This window comes from Streptomyces sp. NPDC096311 (assembly GCF_044763085.1).
In the GTDB taxonomy this organism is placed as follows: domain Bacteria; phylum Actinomycetota; class Actinomycetes; order Streptomycetales; family Streptomycetaceae; genus Streptomyces.
Map to the genome: position 1 here is coordinate 837,352 of NZ_JBIWFN010000001.1, position 19,463 is coordinate 856,814.

Consider the following 19,463-nt stretch of genomic DNA (forward strand, 5'->3'; position numbering starts at 1 on the left):
CGTGACGTGGAGCTCCCGGGTGGCGAGCGGGCCGATGTGGCCGTCTCGCAAACCGGGGCGGACCCGGGACCGGCGGGCGCCGACGGTCTCACGCCGGGCACTTCGGCGGGGGGTCGGATCGCCGCCGTCACGGCTGTCGGGACACTACGGGCGCGCCGTGGCGACCAGGAGGTGGACGGGCACGGCGGCGCACTGCTGCCCGGCCTCGCCGACCGGCACCTGCACCTGCTGGCCATGGCCGCCGCTCGTGCTTCGGTGAACTGCGGGCCGCCCGAGGTGAACTCACCTCGCGCGCTCTCCCATGCACTGCGCGGGATGGCACGGACCACCTCCGGAAGCTGGGTGAGGGGTGTCGGCTACCACGAGTCGGTCGCGGGAGAGCTGGACCGGGACGCGCTGGACGCGCTCGCGCCGGACGTTCCCGTGCGGCTCCAGCACGCGAGCGGCGCGCTGTGGATGCTCAGCGGTACGGCGGTTCGCCGCCTCGGCCTGGACGGCCCCGACGTGGCACTGCCCGCCGGGGCGGAGTGCGACCACGACGGGCGGTTCACCGGCCGACTGTGGCGCGAGGACATCTGGCTGCGGCAGCGGCTGGGACTCACGGCTGAGCCCGATCTGGGCGCGGTCGGGCGGCAGTTGGCGGCGTACGGCATCACCTCCGTACGGGACGCGACACCCGACCTCGACGAGGGCGCCGTACGGCTGCTGACGCGGGCCGGTGCCGAAGGGCGAGTGCCGCAGCGGATCACGCTTCTGGGCGTGCCCACGGCTGCCGTTCCGCCCGGCTGCCGGATCACGGTGGGGGCCCGCAAGCTTCTCCTGCCCGACCACGACCTGTGGGAGTGGGGGGACTTCCTGGAACGGATACGCGCGGCCCGGGAGGACTCCGGCAGGCCCGTGGCCGTGCACTGCGTGACCAGAGAGGCCCTGATCCTCACGCTGGCGGTGCTGCGGGAAGTGGGCACTGTGCCTGGGGACACCATCGAGCACGCCGCCGTAGTGCCGCCTGAACTGCGCGTCTCCCTGCGGGAGTTGGGGCTGCGGGTGATCACGCAGCCGGCGTTCGTCGCGGAGCGGGGCGACCGTTATCTTCGCGAGGTCGACCCCGACGACCTGCCCTGGCTGTACCCGTACGCCTCGCTGGTGCGGGCGGGCGTTCCCGTCGCGGCGGCCAGCGACGCGCCGTACGGAACGGCCGACCCCTGGGCGGTGCTGCGCGCGGCCCGAGACAGGTCCACAGGCTCGGGCAGAGTGCTCGGAGCGGAGGAACGCGTGGGGGTACGGCGGGCGTTGGCCGACATGCTGAGCGCGCCGCGGGTCGAGCCGGGAGCACCGGCGGACCTGTGCCTACTGCGCACCGGGCTCCGGGCCGCGATCGCCGCACCGGACGCCCGGGCCGTGCGGATGACGCTCTGCGACGGCCGTGTCGTGCATGGCGGACAGGCAGGGTGAAGGCCGGCAACCGCCCTGTGCTCCGCAGGGACGACCTGTGGACGCCGGGTCTCCGGGTCCGCCGAGGAGTGCAAGGTGTCGTCGGGCAGAAGGGAGTGCGACGAGAGCGGCCGGCCGGAGTACCGGGCGACGGAGCGGCGCACGCCGGGTGAGGCGCGCGTGTCTGCGCCGGCGGGGCGAGGGACGACACCTGGAATGCCCCTCGGAGGGGAGTCGCCTTCCGTGGGCCGTGGACGTCAGCTCGATCATGATCGCCCCGATGACGGCGTTCGGCCGTCCTCGCCCCGCCCGAACGCGACAGCGCGTTGAGACCGTTGGCCGCCGCGGTCTCGGAACGTGCCACCACGCACACGATCGGCGGGGCCGCTCCGTGGTCGGCTGCCGCACAGATGTGGATGAGGGGGTCCGCACGGTCGCCTGCGGGATCGCGGCGACACGGGATTCGGCGGACACGCGCTCAGCCGTTCTGCCGGGACAACGGCGTACGGACGCCGCAGCCGTATGCGGGGCATGTTCGCCGGGGCACCGTGCGTAGCTCCTGAGGCGTCGAGACTCCGCCGGTAGGGATGCGCGGGTCGCGTCCCGCGTCGTGGTGTTGCGGATCAAGCGGTACGCGTTCCGGTATGAGGCTCCAGGCGATCTTCACCGAGGCGGTGGTCCACGAAGCGTCCTGCTGGGGCGAGTTGAGCGCCCGGTTGCAGGGTGCCACTGCCGCCGGCCTGCGGATTCCGGCGACTTGATCGGCTGCACCACCTGGCGGACGCCACCCGGTACTGACCGGTGAGGCGGCGCGGATCGGTGCAGGGTCGTTGGTGCGCGGCGGCAGGACCCCAAAGCCTATGCGGACCGGTGCAAGGCCACAGCGGGTGACCGCCGGGCGGGACCAGGAGCCGGCGGCCCGTGCGGCGGTCAGCCGGGCTGCCCGGACGCAGTCGCCGACGTCTGCTTGATGTGAGCCACGATGTCCTTGCGGAGAATCTTGCCGGATGGCGTCACCGGCAACTCGTCGAGGTACACGACACGGTCGGGAGTGCGTGAGCCGCGCAGGCGCGCGCGGACGTACTGGCGGAGTTCCTCGACATCCAGTTCATTGTCCGGTTCGAGGACGACGGCCGCCGCCGTGGCCTCCCCCCACTGCTCGTCCGGTACCCCGACGACGACGGCGGACTGCACCAGGGGATGCTCGATCAGCACGTCCTCGATCTCCGCCGGCGCGATGTTCTCGCCGCCGCGGATGATGGTGTCGTCATTGCGGCCGATGATGTACAGGTAGCCTGCGGCGTCCTGATAAGCGACGTCTCGGGTGGGAAACCACCCCTCCTTGTCCAGCGTCGAATGGGCGCCCATGTATTCGCCGGAGACCTGCGGGCCTCGGACCCACAGTTCACCCTGCTCAGCCGTCCGGACCGGGAGACCGTCGAAGCCGCGGATCTCGACCTCGACACCCGGTACGGGGCGGCCGATGGAAGCGAGTCTCGCCTGGACCTGCGGATCGTCGCTGTGGAAGGCGTCGCGGTGGTCGTCCGGACCGAGCAGGGCGATGGTCGAACTGGTCTCGGTCAGCCCGTAGGCGTTGACGAAGCCGACGTCCGGGAATGTCCTGAGGGCCTGCTCCAAGGTGGGCCGCGGAAGCCTGGCCCCGCCGTAGGACAGTGTCCTGAGCGCGGGCAGGTCCAAGGGCACGCCGCCCGTCGACCGGATGATGCGTTCGAGCATCGTCGGCACGACCATCGCCGAGGTGACGTGTTCCTCCCGGGCGAGGGCGACCCAGCGTTCGGGAGTGAACTGAGGGAGGTACACCATCCGGCGACCCGCGTAGGTGTTCGTCAGGATCGTGCCCACCCCGGCGACGTGGTACGGAGGCACACTGATCAGGGCCGCGTCCGAGGGGGCTGCGGACCCGAACTCGCAGGTCTCCATCACATAGCTCATCAGGTGGCTGTGCCGGAGCACCACACCCTTGGGCTCCGAGGTGGTCCCGCTGGTGAAAAGAATGACGGCGGGTGACTCTTCATCGATGTCGACCGGGGGCAGCGGCTTGTCCGCGGCGGCCCGTGCCTGGCGCATGAACGCGTCGCAGGTGCGCACCGGATGGGACACCTCGCGCACGGCGTCGACATAGGCGGCGTCCACGATCACGATGGCGTCGTCGATGCGGTTGAGCAGCCGGGTGAGCTGGAGGTCGCCGAGCCGGTAGTTGAGGGGGGTGAAGGGAAGTCCGGCATAGGCCGCCCCGAAGAGGACAGCCGGGAGCTCGACTCCCGAGCCACCGAGGAAGACCACGTGCCGTGCCCCGGACCGCTGCAGTTCGGCTCCGACCAGGGCCACCAGTTCAGCGAACTGTGCGTAGTCCAGCGTGGTTCCGTCCACGGTGAACGCGGCACGGTCCGGGTGGCTGGAGGCCGCCATATCGAGAATCAGGGGTGTTCCCATGTGCTGTCCCCTATGAGCGCAGATGGAGGATGGATATCCCGCCGATGTGGGCGGAGCGCCCCCCGAGTGGTCGGGCGGCAGGATACGGGGCGGCGCCGTCGGCTCGTGGCGCCGGTCCGCGCAGCGTCTTCGTGCTACTTCGGTTGGAAGCGCAGCGCACCGTCGAGGCGGATCACTTCGCCGTTGAGGTAGTCGTTCGCCACGATGTGCTCGACCAGGGCGGCGTACTCGGCCGGATCACCCATCCGGTTCGGGAAGGGTACGGCGGCTCCCCAGCGCTCGTCGGCGTCCTTGCGGTCCATCTTGAAGGCGGGGGTGAAGAAGGTGCCCGGGGCGACGGCCATGACGCGGACCCCCAACTTGGTCAGGTCACGGGCGGCCGGCAGGGTCAGCCCGACGACCCCGGCCTTGGCCGCCGAGTAGGCGGTCTGGCCGATCTGTCCCTCGAACGCCGCGATGCTCGCGGTGTTCACGACGACACCGCGGGAGCCGTTCTCGTCGGGTTCGTTCTTTCCCATCGCCGCCGCGCCGAGGCGCAGAACGTTGAACGTGCCGTTGAGGAAGAGATTCACGTACCACTGGAACTGCTCGAACGGGGCCGGCTCGCCGTCACGGCCGACAAGGCGGGAGGCACCCGCCGTACCGCCGTGCGCGTTGACCGCGACCTTGAGTGGCGCCAGCTCCCGGGCGGCGGCTATCGCCTCGTCCACGCTGGCGCTGTCGAGGACATCGGTCCGTACGTAGACGGTCCTGTCACCCAGTTCCGCCGCCAGGGCCTTGCCCTTGTCGTCCTGGAGGTCCGCGATGACGACGGCGCAGCCCTGTCCCGCCAGGCGGCGGACGGTGGCCTCGCCCAGGCCTCCGGCACCGCCGGTGACGAGAGCTGACGCGTTGCTGATATCCATTCCGTGCGTTCCTCTCTGCGGCAGGGCGGCACTGCCCTGCTTATCCATGAATGACACATGCGTCAGAAAAATACAACCGTTGTGTATGGCGGAGTGGGGAAGGTCCCCTGGGCGTTCGTCCTGCCCGAGCACGGGAGGGCCTGCCAAATGACCCAATGATCAGGCAAGTTGTGCGCGTCTGGGCGTGTCTGGGCAGTTACCGGGTCGGCGGTCTCCGGCGCCTTGATCGTCATCGCTTTTCTGTGAATGCCGCTGTCAGATACGACCGGATGGCGCGCGAATCCCACGGTGGTGCGGGATGTCTTCGAGGGCTTGCGGGGGTCGCTCCCGGTGGGCTCGCCCGCCTGTTTCGGCGACTTCCTCTGACGGTCACGTCACCATGTCGCAGGGTCTGTGTGCCAATTTGACCACGTGTGTGGGCGAGAGCGGCCGGGTGCGGGGCGGCTCGTGCTGTCGGTGCGGCGTTGTCGCTCACACTTGAGGCGACCGTGCGGTCGGCCTCCGCTGGGGAGATCCGTTCCGTAGTCCCCGAAGGCTCGCCGAGTGAACTCCGAGAGCGCAAGACTGACAGGCGTGTCACCCCGGGACTCGGAGAACACGCGCCCGTCCTGAGCGCGTGTGATCGATACGGCGGCTACGGGTGTTGCCGTCTTCCCGTTCGGCATGGCCGCTGGAGCCGCCGTCCGCGCGAGGTCCAGGTGGACGTCCTCGCGGCGCCAGGAAAGGACGGCGCGGACCGGCCGTCAGTCCGACGACGGAAGCGCCTTGGCCGCCTTGAGCTCGAGGGGAGTGTCTCCCACGGCCAGCGACCCTTCGCCGCCCTTGGTGCACAGTACCTCCAGGTCGCCCGAGGAGTCGGCGTACCGCTTGCCGACCTGGGTTCCGGTGTCGAACGGCGCCTGCGCGGTCCCCCTCTCGGTCGGCATCTCACTGAGGGGGAGGACCGGTACGCCGCCGCACCGCAGGTCGATGGTCGTCTGCCGGGCTCGGATGATCGCGATCTCGGTCCCGCAGACGGCGGAGCGCAACCTGGTCCCCGGCTTGATCTCAGCGTTCACGTGCAACCTCTCAGGGGTGTCCGGTACGAAGTGGGGCGATCGGCTGTGCTGCCGTCTGCTCGCCCGGTCGTGGAGCGTTTTCCTCAGGATATCTGACGAGAGTGTCATTTCAAGGGCTCGCGGCCAGACCGACGAGGTGGAGCGTCGGTCGGTGGATGCGCGACGTTGGCGAGCGGGGTCGGGCGGACCGGTTAGGGCGGTGGCTGAAGGGGCGGAGGACGGCCCACGCCGGACGTGTGGTGCGGTGGCCTCCCCGCCCTCGCCGGCGGTCGTGCGCGTATCGTCCGACAGGTGGCAGCTCCAGGCCGACAGGCAGAATCCGACGACCCGCAGGCGCCGGCCGGCGACGACATCGCGACGGCGGAGACCGGCCGTCGTGACGCGGGTGACGGCGAAAACGACGCCATGGTCGAGTGGGCCCGCAGTGGCGTGGTCGCGCTCACCGGACATGCGGACGGTCCCCCTCTTGTGCCACCGGGGCGGGCCGCCGTTCGGGCCCGGGCACTCTCCGAGCGGATCGCCGAACTGACTGCCGACTCCGCTTCCCGCGTCCGCGTCGACGGCCCGGCACTCCTCGCTGAACGAGCGGCCTTCACCCACCGACAGCGCGATGGGCGCACCACCGTCGGCGGTGCGGGGCGGCTGCTGCCCACCGCCGACGGTTGGGCCGCCGTCACCTGCGCTCGCGACGACGATCCTCCGCTGCTCGGCGCGATGATCGGCAGAGAACTGACGGGCGACATCTGGGGGCCGGTTTCGGAATGGGTGGGCGCCCACAGCGGGCAGGAGCTCGCCGAACGTGCCGAACTGTTCGGTCTCGCGGCCCGGCCCGTCGTCCGCCGCCCGTCGGCGACGGCGATTCCGTCCCTGGCCGTATTTCCGCGTCCGCGCTCCATGACGGACACGCTCGTCGTCGACTTCAGCGCTTTGTGGGCGGGCCCGCTCTGTACACATCTGCTGGCATCGGCCGGAGCACGGGTGGTCAAGGTCGAGATCCCCGGCCGTCCCGACGGCGCCCGTCGCGGCGACAGCGACTTCTACCGACTCCTGCACGCGGGCCAGCAGTCCGTGTGTCTCGATCCGGAAGAGGCCGGTGGTCGGGCCGCGCTCGCCGCTCTCGTCACCGCCGCCGACATCGTGGTCGAGGCGTCAAGGCCGAGAGCTCTGGCACGTTTTGGGCTCGATGCGCGCGAGGCCGTGGACGCCGGGACCACGTGGATCTCCATCACCGCCGCGGGGCGGGAGAGCGATCAGGTCGGATTCGGCGACGACGTCGCGGCCGGTGCCGGACTGGTGGCGTACGAGGCGGACGGGTCACCGCTGTTCTGCGGTGACGCCCTGGCAGATCCACTCACCGGGCTCACCGCCGCGGTGCTCGCCCTCACCGCTCCCGAGAACGAGCGGGGCGTTCTGTACGACCTGGCGATGTCGGACGTGGTGGCGGGAGCCCTGGGGCCTGTTTTCCCAGAGGACACCGCGTTGCCACCATCGACGGTGGCACGCCGCTCGGGCTCGGGCTGGGAGGTCGAGACAGGGCGGGGCACGGTGACGGTCGCGCCTCCGCGACATCGCACCCCTGTGGGCGAGGCGCCGGCCATGGGGGAGCACACCCGCAGTGTGCTGCGCGGCATAGGGTTCCCGAGGCGCTGACCCGTTGAGGCCGGTCCGGAGCGCTCCCCGATTGCGGCGGTGTGCCAGGACAAGTCGGCCGTGGTCACGGGGGGTTCGGCGGCCGCTTCGCGCTCCGCGTGCGGTAGCTCGTCATTCCGAGCAGGTCGTTCGCCTGCCACGGCGATGCGCACCAGGGGATCGTGACGGCGGGCTCACCGCGAGGAGGGTCCCATGACGCACCGTCTCCCGTGCGGGGATGTTCAGGGAGCCGCTTGCTCCGGCGGTCATCGACGAGGCGAGTAGAGGCTGCGTCGTCGGCTCCGGCAGCCCTGGAGCCTGTCCGAAGCGCCAACGAGTTGCCGCTGTGAGCACTGGTCGAGATCGGGCCCGGCGGGGCATTGCGCGTGGCCTCAGCCAGGCGCCGCCCCGTTGAGCCGTTCGTCGCGGGGCTCGCCGTGCGTTCGCGATCCGGCCCCCGTTTGGACGCCCGATGAAGTCCGCCTTGATGGCCCCGGGCATGTGGCGAACGGCCGCCGGTGACATCGCATGCCTGGAAGCGGCGACGCCACCGGCGGGGCCGGGCACCTCACCGGACGTACGGTCCGCCCGGGAGAGATGCGGCGACGTGGAGGGGGCGGGTCTCAGCGTCCGGTCCACACGGCCGGGCGCTTCTCGACGAACGCCCGAGCCCCTTCCCGGGCATCCTCGCTCGCGAACACGGTGCGGGCTGTCCGATCGATGTCGGCCCAGTCGGTGTCGGGGACCGCCTCATACATGAGCCGCTTGGTGGCCGCTACGCCGAGGGGGCCGTTCTGCGCGATCTTCCGCGCCAGGAGCAGCGCTTCCTCCAGGACCTGCGACCCTTCGACCACACGGTTGACCAGACCCACTTCAAGGGCGCGCCGAGCGGAGACCGGGTCGCCGAGCAGGCCCAGTTCGAGAGCGAGGGAGAGGGGGATCCGCTGAGGGAGGCGAGTCCCGCCGCCGGCGGCGAAGAGCCCGCGCTTGACCTCGGGGAGGCCGACCTTCGCGTGTTCGGCGGCGACGATCAGATCGCAGGCGAGCGCCAACTCGAAACCTCCCGCGACGGCTGTCCCGTTCAGCGCCGCGATCATCGGCTTGGGATACAGCCGCTGCTGGAAAACCTCCAGGCCCGGACCCTCCACATCCGGCGCGCCGTCGGAGGAGAACTCCTTGAGGTCCATGCCCGCGCAGAACACGCGGTCTCCGGCCCCGGTCAGGACGATCACACGGATGGCGTCATTGTGCTCGGCGTCCGTAAGGGCCTGTCCCAGGCCCGAGATCACCTCTGTGTTGAGGGTGTTGGCGGCCTCGGGCCGGTTCAGGGTGATGAGCAGGACACCATCCTGCTCATCGAACTTCAGACTCATGGGTGTCACTCCTTGTATGCACCCCGGGGACGGAGGGCCCAGGGGGTTGAAGCGCTCGGGCGGACGGTGTCAGCTCGGGAGACGGAGACCGGCCGCGCGCGTACCGAAGACGTCGGTGGCCATCAGGGTGCCCAGCTTCGTGGCGTCCCAGCGCTTGCCTCCGTTGTTCACGGTCCGCGCCTCGGTCCATCCCTCCATCAGGTGGATGTGTTCGCCCATGGCGCGGATCACCTGTCCGCTGACGTGTCCGGCCTCGGGGCTCGCCAGCCAGGCGACGACCGGCGAACACAGCGACGGATCCTTGGGGTCGAACTCGTCCTCGGGGCGCTCGTCCGGTTCGAGAGGCGCCGCATGGCCGGGCAGGTTCGCCGAGATCCGGGTCGTACCACCCGGACCGATCACGTTGGTGGTGACTCCGATGCCGCCCAGTTCGATGTTGAGCGTCAGGGACAGCCCTACGATGGCGGCCTTCGCCGTCGCGTAGTTCGACTGGCCGAAGTTGCCGAGCAGGCCGGCTCCCGAGGTGGTGTTGATGATGCGGCCGTAGACGCTGCCGTCGCCGGCCTTGGCCAGTGCGCGCCAGCGCTGCGCCGCGGCGCGGCAGGTGAGCCAAGTGCCCCGGACGTGTACCCGCATCACCAGGTCGAAGTCGTCGGCCGACATGTTCCAGACCGCGCGGTCGCGGACGATGCCGGCGTTGTTCACGAGGATGTCGAGCTTTCCGAACTCCTCGTAGGCCTGTTCGACGAGGTTGGTCGCCGACGCCTCGGCGCCGACGTCCGCGAAGTTGGGGACGGCGTGGCCGCCGCGCTTCTTGATGACCTCGACGACCCGCTCGGCGTCGCGCCCGCTGCCCTCACCGCTGACCGAGGTGCCGAGGTCGTTCACGATGACGGTGGCACCGTGCTTGGCCAGTTCCAGGGCGTGGCCGCGGCCGATGCCGTGGCCGGCACCGGTGACGATGGCCACCTTTCCTTCCAGCAGGCGGGACATGAGCGTGCTCCTCGGATGAGATGGGTGTGACAGGGGAGGGGAGGACCTGCAAGTACGTGGGTGCCGACGAGGACCGGACGGTCGCGAACTCGTGGCGGGCCGTTGGCGTGCTCAGCGCGCGTCGCGCTGCTCCGGCCAGAGAGCGACGGCTGTCACCAGCCCTTGAACTGGGGGTCGCGCCGCTCCTTGAAGGCGGCGATGCCCTCCGCCGAGTCGTGGGCGTGGGACTGCAACTCCTGGGCCATGCCCTCCAGGAGGAACGACTCGTCGCGGTCGGCGTCGAGGGACCTGTTGAAGAGCTTCTTGGTCAGGGTGATGGCGCTGGTGGGCGCCGCCGCGAGCCGTCCGGCGAGTTCGTCGGTGGCCGCCGCCAGTTGGTCGGCGGGCACGACACGGTTCACCAGCCCCAGCCGGAGCGCCTCCTCGGCGGGCAGCCGGTCGCCGAGGAAGGCGAGTTCCTTGGCCTTCTGCAGGCCGATCCTGCGCGGCAGCAGATAGGCGCCGCCCGCGTCGACGACGATGCCGCGCAGGACGAACGCCTCGATGAACGTGGCCTCTTCGGCGGCGACGACCAGATCGCACGCGAACGCGAGATGCGCTCCCAGCCCGGCCGCGGGGCCCTGCACCGCGGCGATGACGGGTTTGCCGCAGTCGAGCACGGCGGCGATGAGCTGCTGGGCCCCGCCCATGATGCGGCGCATCGTGTCGCCGGTCCGGCTCTGCCCGCCCTTGCCGAGGCCGGCCACGTTCGCACCGGCGCAGAAGTGCTTCCCGGTGCTGCTGAGGACGACGACGCGCACCTCGGGGTCGGTGTCGGCCTGCTGGAATAGCTCGATGACGCGGTTCCGGTCGTCGGGGCTGATCGCGTTGGCGGCGCGCGGGTTGTTCAGCACGATGCGCAGGATGCCGCCCTCGGAAAGCCGATGGGTGATCAGCTCTTCGGCCGGGACGTGTGTGGCCATGTTCAGGTCTCTCCTGGAACTGGGGGAGCGGAGGGCATTCAGACGCCGGCGGAAGGAGCGGCCACCTCAAGAACGACCGCGGCCCCCATTCCGCCGCCCGCGCACATCGAGGCGACGGCGATGCCGCCGCCCCGGCGGCGCGTCTCGTGCACCAGGGTGGTGAGCATGCGCGCACCCGAGGCCGACACGGGATGCCCGAGACTGCATCCGCTGCCGTTGGGGTTGACGATGTCGGGGTCGATGTCGAGCTCGCGGACACAGGCGATGGGCACGGAGGCGAAGGCCTCGTTGATCTCGAACAGCGTCACGTCGCCGACCTCCAGCCCGGCGCGCCGCAGGGCCTTGGGGATCGCTCGGGCCGACGCGAGTCCGGTCTCGTAGGGGTCGACCGCGACAGCGGCCCACGACCGTACGACGGCGAGCGGGGTCAGGCCCCGCTCGGCGGCCAGGGAGTCCGAGGTCAGCGTCAGCGCGGCGGCCGCGTCGTTGATCCCGGAGGCGTTGCCCGCCGTGATGCTGAACCCGGGGATCTCAGGATGCACCGGCTTGAGAGCGGCCAGCCGCTCCATCGACGTATTGGCGCGCGGGTGTTCGTCGACCTGGAAGGTGACGCGGCTGCCGTCGGCGGCCAAGGCCTGGACCGGGACGATCTCGTCGAGGAAGCGGCCCTCCTCGATGGCGCGGACCGCCTTCTGATGCGAGTGCAGCGCCCAGGCGTCCATCTCCTCGCGGGTGATGCCCGCGATCTTCGCCAGGTTCCAGCCGACCGTGATGCTCATGTCGGCGTTGGGCGCGTCCGCGCGGTCGGGGTGGGTCGGAGGCATCCAAGGCTCCGCCCAGTCGCCCATGACCGGGTCGCGGTACTTGCTGAGCGGGGCGGTGGAACGGGATTCGACACCGCCCGCGATGATGGCCCGTTCCGCGTCGGCGCGGATCAGCGCCGCGCCCATCGACACGGTGGACAGGCTGGTGGCGCAGTGCCGGTTGAGCGCCATGCCGGGAACGGCGGTCAGTCCGTTGGTGAGGGCGGCGTGGCGGGCGACGACACCGCCGCCGTACATGCCCTCCCCGAGGATGATGTCGTCGATGTCGTCGCCGGAGAGCCCGCTGCGTTTCAGCGAGGCTTCGACGATCGTGTGGCCCAACTCCCACGCGCTGGTGTTCACCAGCGTTCCCTTGCCTGAGGTTCCGATGGCTGTCCGGCAGGCCGAGACAACAACGGCTTCGGTCATGGTCGCCTCCTCGAAGAGGGTTCGGTGCTACGGGCCGGCGGAGCCGGCCGACGGGTGAATCACGACCTGGGCGCAGCATACTCTGACACTCATGCCACCAAAAGTATGCTGCATATCGCACATCAATCGTAGGCTGTGCGAGGTTCTATCTGACACATGTGCCACCTAAGTGCGAGGGTGGGCGGTGGGCCGCATCAGCGGCACGGCCAGAGGGAGAGGCTCTTGTCGAACTCCGGGGTGGACGGCCAGGTACGGGCGTTCGACGCGGGCGCTGACCTGGGTGAGCGGTGGGTATGCTGACGCCGACAACACGTTGGACCGCTGTGCACGCTCGCCGGGGCGGGCTCCGTTTCGATCGGCGACACGTTTCTCGATGTGCGAGGAGAGGCTGCCTCCGGCCTCGGGCTGAACCGGGGCCGCCGTCCGTGCTCGTACGCAGTGCATGCCCGGACAAGCGAGGGTTCCGTGCCACCTGAAGAGATCGTGCGGCGAGCGAGTTACGGCAGGAACAGCCCCGCCGTCCGCGAACGCGGAGCCCGTACGCGGCAACAGATCCTCGACGAGACGCTGCGCCTCTTCGCGGAGAAGGGGTACTACGACACTCTTTCGGACGACATCGCCGATCGTGTCGGTATCGCGCGCGCGACCCTGTACCAGTATTTCGACGGCAAGGAAGCGATCTTCCGTGAGCTCATGGAGGAATGCGCGACGGTACTGACCCGCCTGGTACGTCGGCTCGGCGTGCTCGGGCAGACGGAGCAGGGTTTCGACAACCTGCACTGGTGGCTCGGTGAGTGGTCCTGGGTGTACGGCCGGTATGCCACCGTGTTCACACAGTGGACGCAGGTCGGGCAGGCCAGCGCGCTGTCGGAGTCTGTCGGCGGCTTCGTCGACGCCTACAGTGCCCGGATCGCCGGCCGGTTGGTCGAGTGCGGCGTCAGCGGCATCGACCCTGCGGGCACCGCCGCGATGGTCACGATCGTGGTGAACAGAGTGCAGTTCCACCGGGTCAACGGCATGCTGGATCCGCTGACCGAGGAACAGGTCGTCGACGCGCTCGCCGTGGCCTTGCAGTTGCTGCTGTTCCCCGGCACGTCGTCGGACATCCTGAACAGCATCGTCACCGATCCACTGCCCACGCTGTCCCCCACAGAGCCCGCGACGGTCGACCGATCGGTCCAGAGTGATCGTTTCGCCGCGCTGGGACCCCGCGCACGGGCCACGGCCGAGCGTCTCCTCGACGCGGCGTGTGAGGTGTTCGCCGAGCGCAGCTACCACCTGGGCACCATTGATGAGGTCGTCACCAGGGCCGGAACCGCGCGCGGCACGTTCTACAAGTACTTCAAGGACAAGCCCGACCTGCTCACCGCGGTACTGGAGCGTGCCTACCGGGAAGTGCCGGTGGCCCGGGAGGGCTGGGGGGAGGAGCCTTTCCCCGGCGCCGACCTGCGGGACAGGCTGACCGCCATGCTCGGGAGCTTTCTGCCCTGGCACCGTCGGTACGCGGGTGCGCTGAGGGTGGGTTTCGAGCGCCTCGACTCCGAGGAGTCCATCCACACGGTCGGCCTGGCCATCAGCGTCCGGGTGACCTGGGCCTTCGAGATGGTGCTGGCCGAGGTCCATCGGGACTATCCGTTCGCTCCGAGGGTCGCGGCGGTCATCATGTTCGCGATCGCGGGACGGGGGCTCGACAGCTCTCCGACGACGGTCCTGCACAGAACACGAGAAGAAGCCGAGGCACTCGACTTCGTGGTCACCTTGCTCGCGCGTGGACTGTTCGCCGCACGCTGAGTCCACGGTCCGGGCAACCCGGACCGCCCCTTTAGCGGGGCCCGTTCCCACAGGGGGGCGTCGCCTCCGTGCCAAGTGCTCCGCTACGAGGTCAACGGGTCGCGGGGAAAGCCCAGCAACTGTTCGGCGATCTGGTTGCGGCTCATCTCGGAGGTACCGCCTCCGATGGTGAGCCCGCGCGCGTAGAGCAACTCCGCGTACACGTCCCGGCGCGAGCCGGCCGCGAACGCGGTCCCCAGTGCCTCGGCGGCCGAGCGCATCACGCGTTGTGCGTGTTCGGCGGACAACAACTTGGTGATGTTGCCCTCCGCGCCGATCGTCTCTCCCGCGATCGTCCGCTCCACGTGCTGGAGTCCCAGCAGGGCCATGGCGTCGTGTTCGGCCACCAGCCGTCCGATCGTGAACACGTCGGCGCGGGCCGTCCCCTCCAACCGGGCCAGATCGTGCGCGCTGAACGTGGTGCCGCCCGTGTCCGCTCCGATACTGACCCGCTCGTTGCCGATCGTCGCGCGGACCACCTTCCAGCCGGCTCCGACCTCTCCCAGGACGTCTTCGTCCGGTACGAACACGTCGTCGAGGAAAACCTCGTTGAACAGCGCCTCGCCGGTGATGTCACGCAGTGGCCGGACGACGACACCGTCGGCCTTCAGGTCCAGCACCATGGCGGAGACCCCGGCGCGCTTGGGCGCGCTCGGGTCGGTGCGAACGGTGGCCAGGCCGCGGTTGCAGTAGGCCGCGTCGGTCGTCCACACCTTCTGGCCGGTCACCCTCCAGCCGCCTTCGACACGTCGGGCCTTGGTGCTGATGGCCGACGCGTCCGACCCCGCCCCGGGCTCGCTGAAGAGCTGGCAGAAACGGATCTCGCCCAGCAGCGTCGGCCGTACCCAGCGGTCGAGCTGCCCGGGCGTTCCGCACTGGATGATGGTTGGGACGATCCACTCGCCGATGCCGAGGTCCGGGCGTGGGATGTCGCCCAGTTCCTCCTCGATGACGAGCTGTTCGACAGGTCCGGCGCCCCGGCCGTACGGCCGCGGATAGTGCGGGAAGAGGTAGCCCTCGTCGACGAGGTGCACCCGCCGTTCCTCTTCGCTGAGCCGGCCCAGACGCTCACGCAGCTTCCATATCTCCGCGCGGTACTGGTCCGCCTCGGCTTGGTCCATCGCGACCTTCACCGGCTGCCGTCGGCCCGCGCGGGTCAGTTCCGACAGCCGACCGGCCGCCGTGGTGTCGGCCTCGAACAATGTGGACAACGCCAGCGCGCGCTTGTAGTAGAGGTGCGCGTCGTGTTCCCAGGTGAAGCCGATCCCGCCGTGCACCTGGATGTTCGTCTCGGCGCACCGCACGGCGGCCGGAAGGGCCTGGACCACGGCGACGACCGCGGAGTGGTCGGCGTGCTGGTCGTCCTGCGCGAGACGCGCCGCGCCCCAGGCGGCCGCGGCGGCTAGTTCGGCCTCCACCAGCATGTCCGCGCAGTGGTGCTTGATCGCTTGGAAGGTGGCGATCGTCCGGCCGAACTGCTCGCGCACCATCGCGTACGCGCCCGCCTGCTCGACGCAGCCCGCGGCGACGCCGGCGCCTTCGGCCGCCGCCAGGATCCGCGCGATGCGCTCGGCCAGGGGACGGGCTCCGGGCAGCACGGCGGACACGGCCGCCTCCTGGCAGTGCACCACTCCGGTCGCTCGGGTCGGGTCGACCTGACCGGGCACCTCCACCCGGACTCCGGGTGCCGTAGCGCGTACTACGGCCAGATCGTCACCCACGGGCAGCAGGAGCAGATCCGCGTCCGCGGCCCCGAGTACGGCCGGGGCGACACCGGTCAAAGCCGACCCGTCCATCCGCAGGGACCCGATCCAGGCGGTAGCCGCTGTGAGCTCGCCGGTGGCCAACTGCGGCAGCCACACCGCGCGTTGCTCGGCCTCGCCCGTCCTGTCGAGGGTGGCCGACGCGATGACCGCGGGAAGAAACGGGCCGGGTGCGATGGCCTTCGCCATCTCGTAGGCGATGACCGTGGATTCGGCGAGACCGAAACCCTCACCACCCACATCCTCGGGCAGATGCAGACCCAGCCATCCCATCTCACGGACCGACTTCCAGAAGGGCCGTTGCGTCGCCCTGTCCTCGCTGTCGATGATCTGCCTCGTCAACCGGGCGGAGTCCTGGTCCGTGAGGAACTGCCGAACGACCTCGGCAAGCGCGTGGTGGTCCTCGTTCACGACGAACGGCACCTGGGTCTCCCTAGTCGATGAGGCCGGCCTCGGTGTCAGGGGCCGACGGTGGTGGGCCGTGCGCTGCGATCGCGCGGCCCTTGGATGGGCGCCTCCCGTCACCGCAGACGGGAGCGAGGTGGACGGCGGTGCGTGGCGCGCGACGAGACGCTCCGGGTGGCGAGGCGTCCGACGCGCGGGTCACCGCACAGGTCTGTCCTCGTAAGGCACCGGCTCGAAGAGCGGGAGCTTCCAGCCATCGGTGATCTCGGAGAACACGACGGTGACCTCCATGCCGATGCGCACGTCGTCCGGGTCGACGCCGACGATGTTGCTGACCAGCCGGGCCCCCGGGGCGTCGGGCAGGTCGAGGACGGCGGGGACGATCGTGATGTCGGGCAGTCCGGGGAAACCATGGACCACGGAGAAGCTGAACACCGTGGCCCGGCCCGCGAGTTGAACCCAGTCGACGTCCGTGGACTGACACTCGGGACAGAACGGCGTGGGCGGGAGCCGGAAGGTACCGCAACCGCCGCACCTCGGGGCGACGAGCCGGTCCTCCTGTGCCGCGGTCCAGAACGGTTCGGTGCTGGGACTGGTGGTGATGTGGACCCGCTCGCCGGGCAGGGCCTGTGCGATGCCGGTCATGCTCCCGCCTTCCCGAGGATCAGGCCGCTCACGGGCAGGTGCGCCGGGCCACCGGTGACCAGGGCCAGCTCGGCGTCGGCCACCTGGTTCACCGCGGTTCCGCGCATCTGCTCCACCCCCTCCTTTATGTGGGTCATCCCCACGATGTACGCCTCGGACAGTTGCCCGCCGTGGGTGTTGACCGGAATCGAGCCGCCCTTGTAGCGGATCGCGCCGCTCTCCACGAAGGGACCGCCCTCGCCCTTGGCGCAGAAGCCGTAGTCCTCCAACTGCATGAGCACCATCGGTGTGAAGTGGTCGTACAGCAAGGCGACGTCGATGTCGGCCGGGGTCACCCCGGCCCGCTCGTACAGGTGCTTGGCGATCGGCGCGTGTCCGGAGGAGGTGAACGTCTCGGGTGGCATTCCCATCCAGGCGAAGGCGCGGCCCCATTCGCGGCTGCCGCCGTGCGCCGCGGCGACTACGGGGACCGGTTTCTGCCTGAGGTCCTTCGCACGGTCGGCGCTGGTGGTGATCACCGCGACGGCGCCGTCGGTCTCCAGGCAGAAGTCGTAGAGACACAGCGGATCGGCGATCATCCGCGCGTTGAAGTAGTCGTCGAGCGTCAACGGATCACGTTTGATCGCGGTGGTCCGGTTGCTCGCGTTCTCGCGCTGGGACAGGGCGATCGCGGCGAACGCCTCCCGACGCGTCCCGTAGTCGTACATGTGCCGGCGGGTGAGCACCGACATCAGGTGTCCTGGACCGGACAGGCCGGACGGCTGGATGAAGGAGACCAACGGGTCCGGTGGGACGGACGCGTACACCTCTCCCAATCGCCGTTTCGGCGCCTGCTGAAGTGCCATCACGGTCACCACGACTTTCGCGTCCCCCGCGACGATCGCGGCCCGGGCGAGCCCGATCGAGCCTGCCGAACCGCCGCCGCCCGAGGTCAGCGCCGCGGAGAACGTCACTTCGGGAATGCCGAGGGTCTCCATGAAGACCGCGGTGTCCATCGTCTCCCCGTACCCGGCGTTCGCCGCCGAGTAGTAGGCGAATCCGTCGATGTCCTTGACCGAGAGCCCGGCGTCCTCGCAGGCCGCGAGGATCGCTGCCCCGGCCATTTCGGTGATCGTTCGCGGCCAGGACGCGCCCCGCCTGTAGTAGGGCGTGGCGCCCACACCGACGATGGCCACGTCGCGCGTGCCCCGCTCGACCACCTGGAACCTCGGTGGCCGGCCGGTCGGCACGGGTCGCTGCCCCTGTTCCGTCAATTTCGTCTCCTTGTCAGGCGGCCCGTGGTCCGGTGGTGGCCGACGAGCCTTCGTCCGGTGGCGTCCGCGGGGTGGTGCCCCCAGCCCTTGGGGCACCACCCCGCGGACGGATCCCGAACTCGGTGGATCAGTGATGCGTCGCGTGAGGGGCGGTCAGACCGAGCGGGTGTGCTGTCGCGCGAGGTCGAGGCCCTTCCAGCGGTCGGGGGCGATGACCTCCCATCGCTCGCAGGAGCAGGCACAGAGGTACGTGCCGTCCTCCAGGGGGATCACCGACTGCGCCACGCACTCGCCCTTTTTCTCAGCGACTTCGTGCAGGAACTCGCTGGGAGAGTCGTACATGATGTTGTCGTCACTCATCGCGGATCACACCGAGGCCGACGCGGGCATCGCGGGGACGCCGGGGAACAGTTCGGTGAACGTGCCGACGGTGATGCGTTCCCTGACCTTCGGGTCGACGTCGTCGAAGAGACCGTGCAGTGTCTCCTGCGTGTGCCCGTAGGTGCCTTCCATGTGGGGGTAGTCGCTGCCCCACATCACGTTGTTGTAGCCCATCCCGGTCATCGCGGCGACCGCGGACTCGTCGTGCTGGAACGACGCGTACACCTGCGAGTAGATGATCTCCTTCGGGGATCGCTTCAGCTTGGGCCGTACCGCCATCGCGTGCTGTCGGTAACCTTCCTCCATCCGGTCGGCCACGAAGGGAACCCAGGTCGCGCCGCCCTCGGAGACGAGGACCTTGAGGTCGGCGTGCCGGTCCAGCGCACCCGAGGCGACCATCTTCATGACCGCGCGCTGTCCGCCGAAGGTGGTCTCGGTGTAGTTGAGCACCGCCCCGCCAGGCCCCCGGTAGACCGCGCCCATCGACCCGCCGGTGGAAAGATCCACCGGATCGGTGCCGATGTGGAAGGCCAGCACCATGTTGGCGCGCTCCACCGCGGTCCAGAAGGGCTCCCAGTCGTCCTGGTTGTAGTCCTTCTGGAGCGGGTGCGGGGTGACCGGCATGAACACCGCCCGGTAGCCCATCTCCGCGCAGCGCTCCAACTCCGTGACGGCGTCGTTGATGTCCAGTGTCGAGACCTGCGCGGTGCTGATCAGACGGGGTGAGACCTTGTCGATCGTCTCGTACGCCCAGTCGTTGGACACCCGGAGTGCCTCGCGCAGCACCTCAGGCGTACGGAACGAACTGCTCCACATTCCCAGGGACGGGAAGACCAGCTCGGCCCAGATGCCCTCCTGGTCCAGGTCGGGCAGACGCTTGGAGATGTCCGCCGCGCCCGGCGCCCGGTTCGACGCCTCGAAGAACTCCTTCGACTTACCGGTCGGCAGCTTGCGGCGGAAGGACATGCCGTCGATGTGGACGGTCTCCCACAGGCCGTCGGGGTCCTTCTCCGACCGCGGGACGAGTTCGGCCAGCCGCGCGGGCAGGTTCTTCCGCCACAGGTCCTCGGGCTCCAGGAAGTGCGAGTCGCCCGAGTTGGCCCAGATCTTCTTGCTCGTGTCGCTCATGTGGAACGCTCTCCATTTACT

15 protein-coding genes are annotated in these 19,463 nt (G+C 69.7%); 3 read left to right on the forward strand and 12 right to left on the reverse strand.

The window, feature by feature from the left end; translation table 11 throughout:
* Positions 1-6: 6 nt before the first annotated feature.
* A complete protein-coding gene (locus tag ACIRA5_RS03750) occupies positions 7-1,452 on the forward strand; it encodes an amidohydrolase family protein (protein WP_403686836.1) in 1,446 nt (481 codons plus the stop codon).
* Between the two features lie 909 nt (positions 1,453-2,361).
* On the opposite strand, the gene ACIRA5_RS03755 is transcribed toward ACIRA5_RS03750, so the two are convergent.
* The 3 genes from ACIRA5_RS03755 to ACIRA5_RS03765 form a co-directional block, all read right to left on the reverse strand.
* The gene (locus ACIRA5_RS03755; protein WP_403686838.1) at positions 2,362-3,885 is read right to left on the reverse strand and encodes a class I adenylate-forming enzyme family protein; all 1,524 of its coding nucleotides are present in this window, start codon (positions 3,883-3,885) and stop codon (positions 2,362-2,364) included.
* A gap of 134 nt (positions 3,886-4,019) precedes the next feature.
* Positions 4,020-4,790 carry an SDR family NAD(P)-dependent oxidoreductase gene (locus ACIRA5_RS03760; RefSeq protein WP_403686841.1) on the reverse strand — a complete coding sequence of 257 codons (771 nt, stop codon included), beginning with the start codon at positions 4,788-4,790 and terminating at the stop codon, positions 4,020-4,022.
* 743 nt (positions 4,791-5,533) lie between these two features.
* Entirely contained in the window at positions 5,534-5,848 is a 315-nt protein-coding gene (locus ACIRA5_RS03765; protein ID WP_403686843.1) for a hypothetical protein, read from the reverse strand.
* A 291-nt stretch (positions 5,849-6,139) separates the two neighbouring features.
* Between ACIRA5_RS03765 and ACIRA5_RS03770 the strand changes: the two genes are divergently transcribed.
* A complete protein-coding gene (locus tag ACIRA5_RS03770) occupies positions 6,140-7,498 on the forward strand; it encodes a CoA transferase (RefSeq protein WP_403686846.1) in 1,359 nt (452 codons plus the stop codon).
* A gap of 602 nt (positions 7,499-8,100) precedes the next feature.
* On the opposite strand, the gene ACIRA5_RS03775 is transcribed toward ACIRA5_RS03770, so the two are convergent.
* From ACIRA5_RS03775 to ACIRA5_RS03790, 4 genes are all read right to left on the reverse strand, one after another.
* Entirely contained in the window at positions 8,101-8,850 is a 750-nt protein-coding gene (locus ACIRA5_RS03775) for an enoyl-CoA hydratase-related protein (RefSeq protein WP_403686848.1), read from the reverse strand.
* A gap of 69 nt (positions 8,851-8,919) precedes the next feature.
* Positions 8,920-9,843 (reverse strand): SDR family NAD(P)-dependent oxidoreductase, encoded by a 924-nt coding sequence (locus ACIRA5_RS03780; protein WP_403686850.1) that lies wholly within the window; start codon positions 9,841-9,843, stop codon positions 8,920-8,922.
* 152 nt (positions 9,844-9,995) lie between these two features.
* Positions 9,996-10,805 carry an enoyl-CoA hydratase/isomerase family protein gene (locus tag ACIRA5_RS03785; RefSeq protein ID WP_403686853.1) on the reverse strand — a complete coding sequence of 270 codons (810 nt, stop codon included), beginning with the start codon at positions 10,803-10,805 and terminating at the stop codon, positions 9,996-9,998.
* A gap of 38 nt (positions 10,806-10,843) precedes the next feature.
* Complete coding sequence (locus ACIRA5_RS03790) at positions 10,844-12,037, reverse strand: thiolase family protein (RefSeq protein WP_403686856.1); 1,194 nt, start codon at positions 12,035-12,037, stop codon at positions 10,844-10,846.
* Between the two features lie 465 nt (positions 12,038-12,502).
* Here ACIRA5_RS03790 and ACIRA5_RS03795 point away from each other — a divergent pair, with 465 nt between their 5' ends.
* Entirely contained in the window at positions 12,503-13,828 is a 1,326-nt protein-coding gene (locus ACIRA5_RS03795; protein WP_403686858.1) for a TetR/AcrR family transcriptional regulator, read from the forward strand.
* An 83-nt stretch (positions 13,829-13,911) separates the two neighbouring features.
* Here the strand turns inward: ACIRA5_RS03795 and ACIRA5_RS03800 are convergent, their stop codons facing one another.
* The 5 genes from ACIRA5_RS03800 to ACIRA5_RS03820 form a co-directional block, all read right to left on the reverse strand.
* Positions 13,912-16,053: an acyl-CoA dehydrogenase gene (locus ACIRA5_RS03800; RefSeq protein ID WP_403686860.1), complete on the reverse strand. Its 2,142-nt coding sequence runs from the start codon at positions 16,051-16,053 to the stop codon at positions 13,912-13,914.
* Positions 16,054-16,233: 180 nt separating this feature from the next.
* Positions 16,234-16,680: a Zn-ribbon domain-containing OB-fold protein gene (locus tag ACIRA5_RS03805; protein WP_403686863.1), complete on the reverse strand. Its 447-nt coding sequence runs from the start codon at positions 16,678-16,680 to the stop codon at positions 16,234-16,236.
* Entirely contained in the window at positions 16,677-17,933 is a 1,257-nt protein-coding gene (locus ACIRA5_RS03810; protein ID WP_403686864.1) for a thiolase C-terminal domain-containing protein, read from the reverse strand. The genes ACIRA5_RS03805 and ACIRA5_RS03810 overlap by 4 nt, the downstream gene beginning before the upstream one ends.
* A gap of 153 nt (positions 17,934-18,086) precedes the next feature.
* Positions 18,087-18,293 (reverse strand): hypothetical protein, encoded by a 207-nt coding sequence (locus ACIRA5_RS03815; RefSeq protein ID WP_403686866.1) that lies wholly within the window; start codon positions 18,291-18,293, stop codon positions 18,087-18,089.
* A gap of 6 nt (positions 18,294-18,299) precedes the next feature.
* Entirely contained in the window at positions 18,300-19,442 is a 1,143-nt protein-coding gene (locus tag ACIRA5_RS03820) for an amidohydrolase family protein (RefSeq protein WP_403686869.1), read from the reverse strand.
* Positions 19,443-19,463 lie beyond the last annotated feature (21 nt).

Coding starts and splice junctions, on each gene's coding strand:
- ACIRA5_RS03755 (WP_403686838.1), bottom strand. CDS start 3,885: ATGGGAACACCCCTGATTCTCGATATGGCGGCCTCCAGCCACCCGGAC.
- ACIRA5_RS03760 (WP_403686841.1), bottom strand. CDS start 4,790: ATGGATATCAGCAACGCGTCAGCTCTCGTCACCGGCGGTGCCGGAGGC.
- ACIRA5_RS03775 (WP_403686848.1), bottom strand. CDS start 8,850: ATGAGTCTGAAGTTCGATGAGCAGGATGGTGTCCTGCTCATCACCCTG.
- ACIRA5_RS03780 (WP_403686850.1), bottom strand. CDS start 9,843: ATGTCCCGCCTGCTGGAAGGAAAGGTGGCCATCGTCACCGGTGCCGGC.
- ACIRA5_RS03785 (WP_403686853.1), bottom strand. CDS start 10,805: ATGGCCACACACGTCCCGGCCGAAGAGCTGATCACCCATCGGCTTTCC.
- ACIRA5_RS03790 (WP_403686856.1), bottom strand. CDS start 12,037: ATGACCGAAGCCGTTGTTGTCTCGGCCTGCCGGACAGCCATCGGAACC.
- ACIRA5_RS03805 (WP_403686863.1), bottom strand. CDS start 16,680: ATGACCGGCATCGCACAGGCCCTGCCCGGCGAGCGGGTCCACATCACC.
- ACIRA5_RS03815 (WP_403686866.1), bottom strand. CDS start 18,293: ATGAGTGACGACAACATCATGTACGACTCTCCCAGCGAGTTCCTGCAC.
- ACIRA5_RS03820 (WP_403686869.1), bottom strand. CDS start 19,442: ATGAGCGACACGAGCAAGAAGATCTGGGCCAACTCGGGCGACTCGCAC.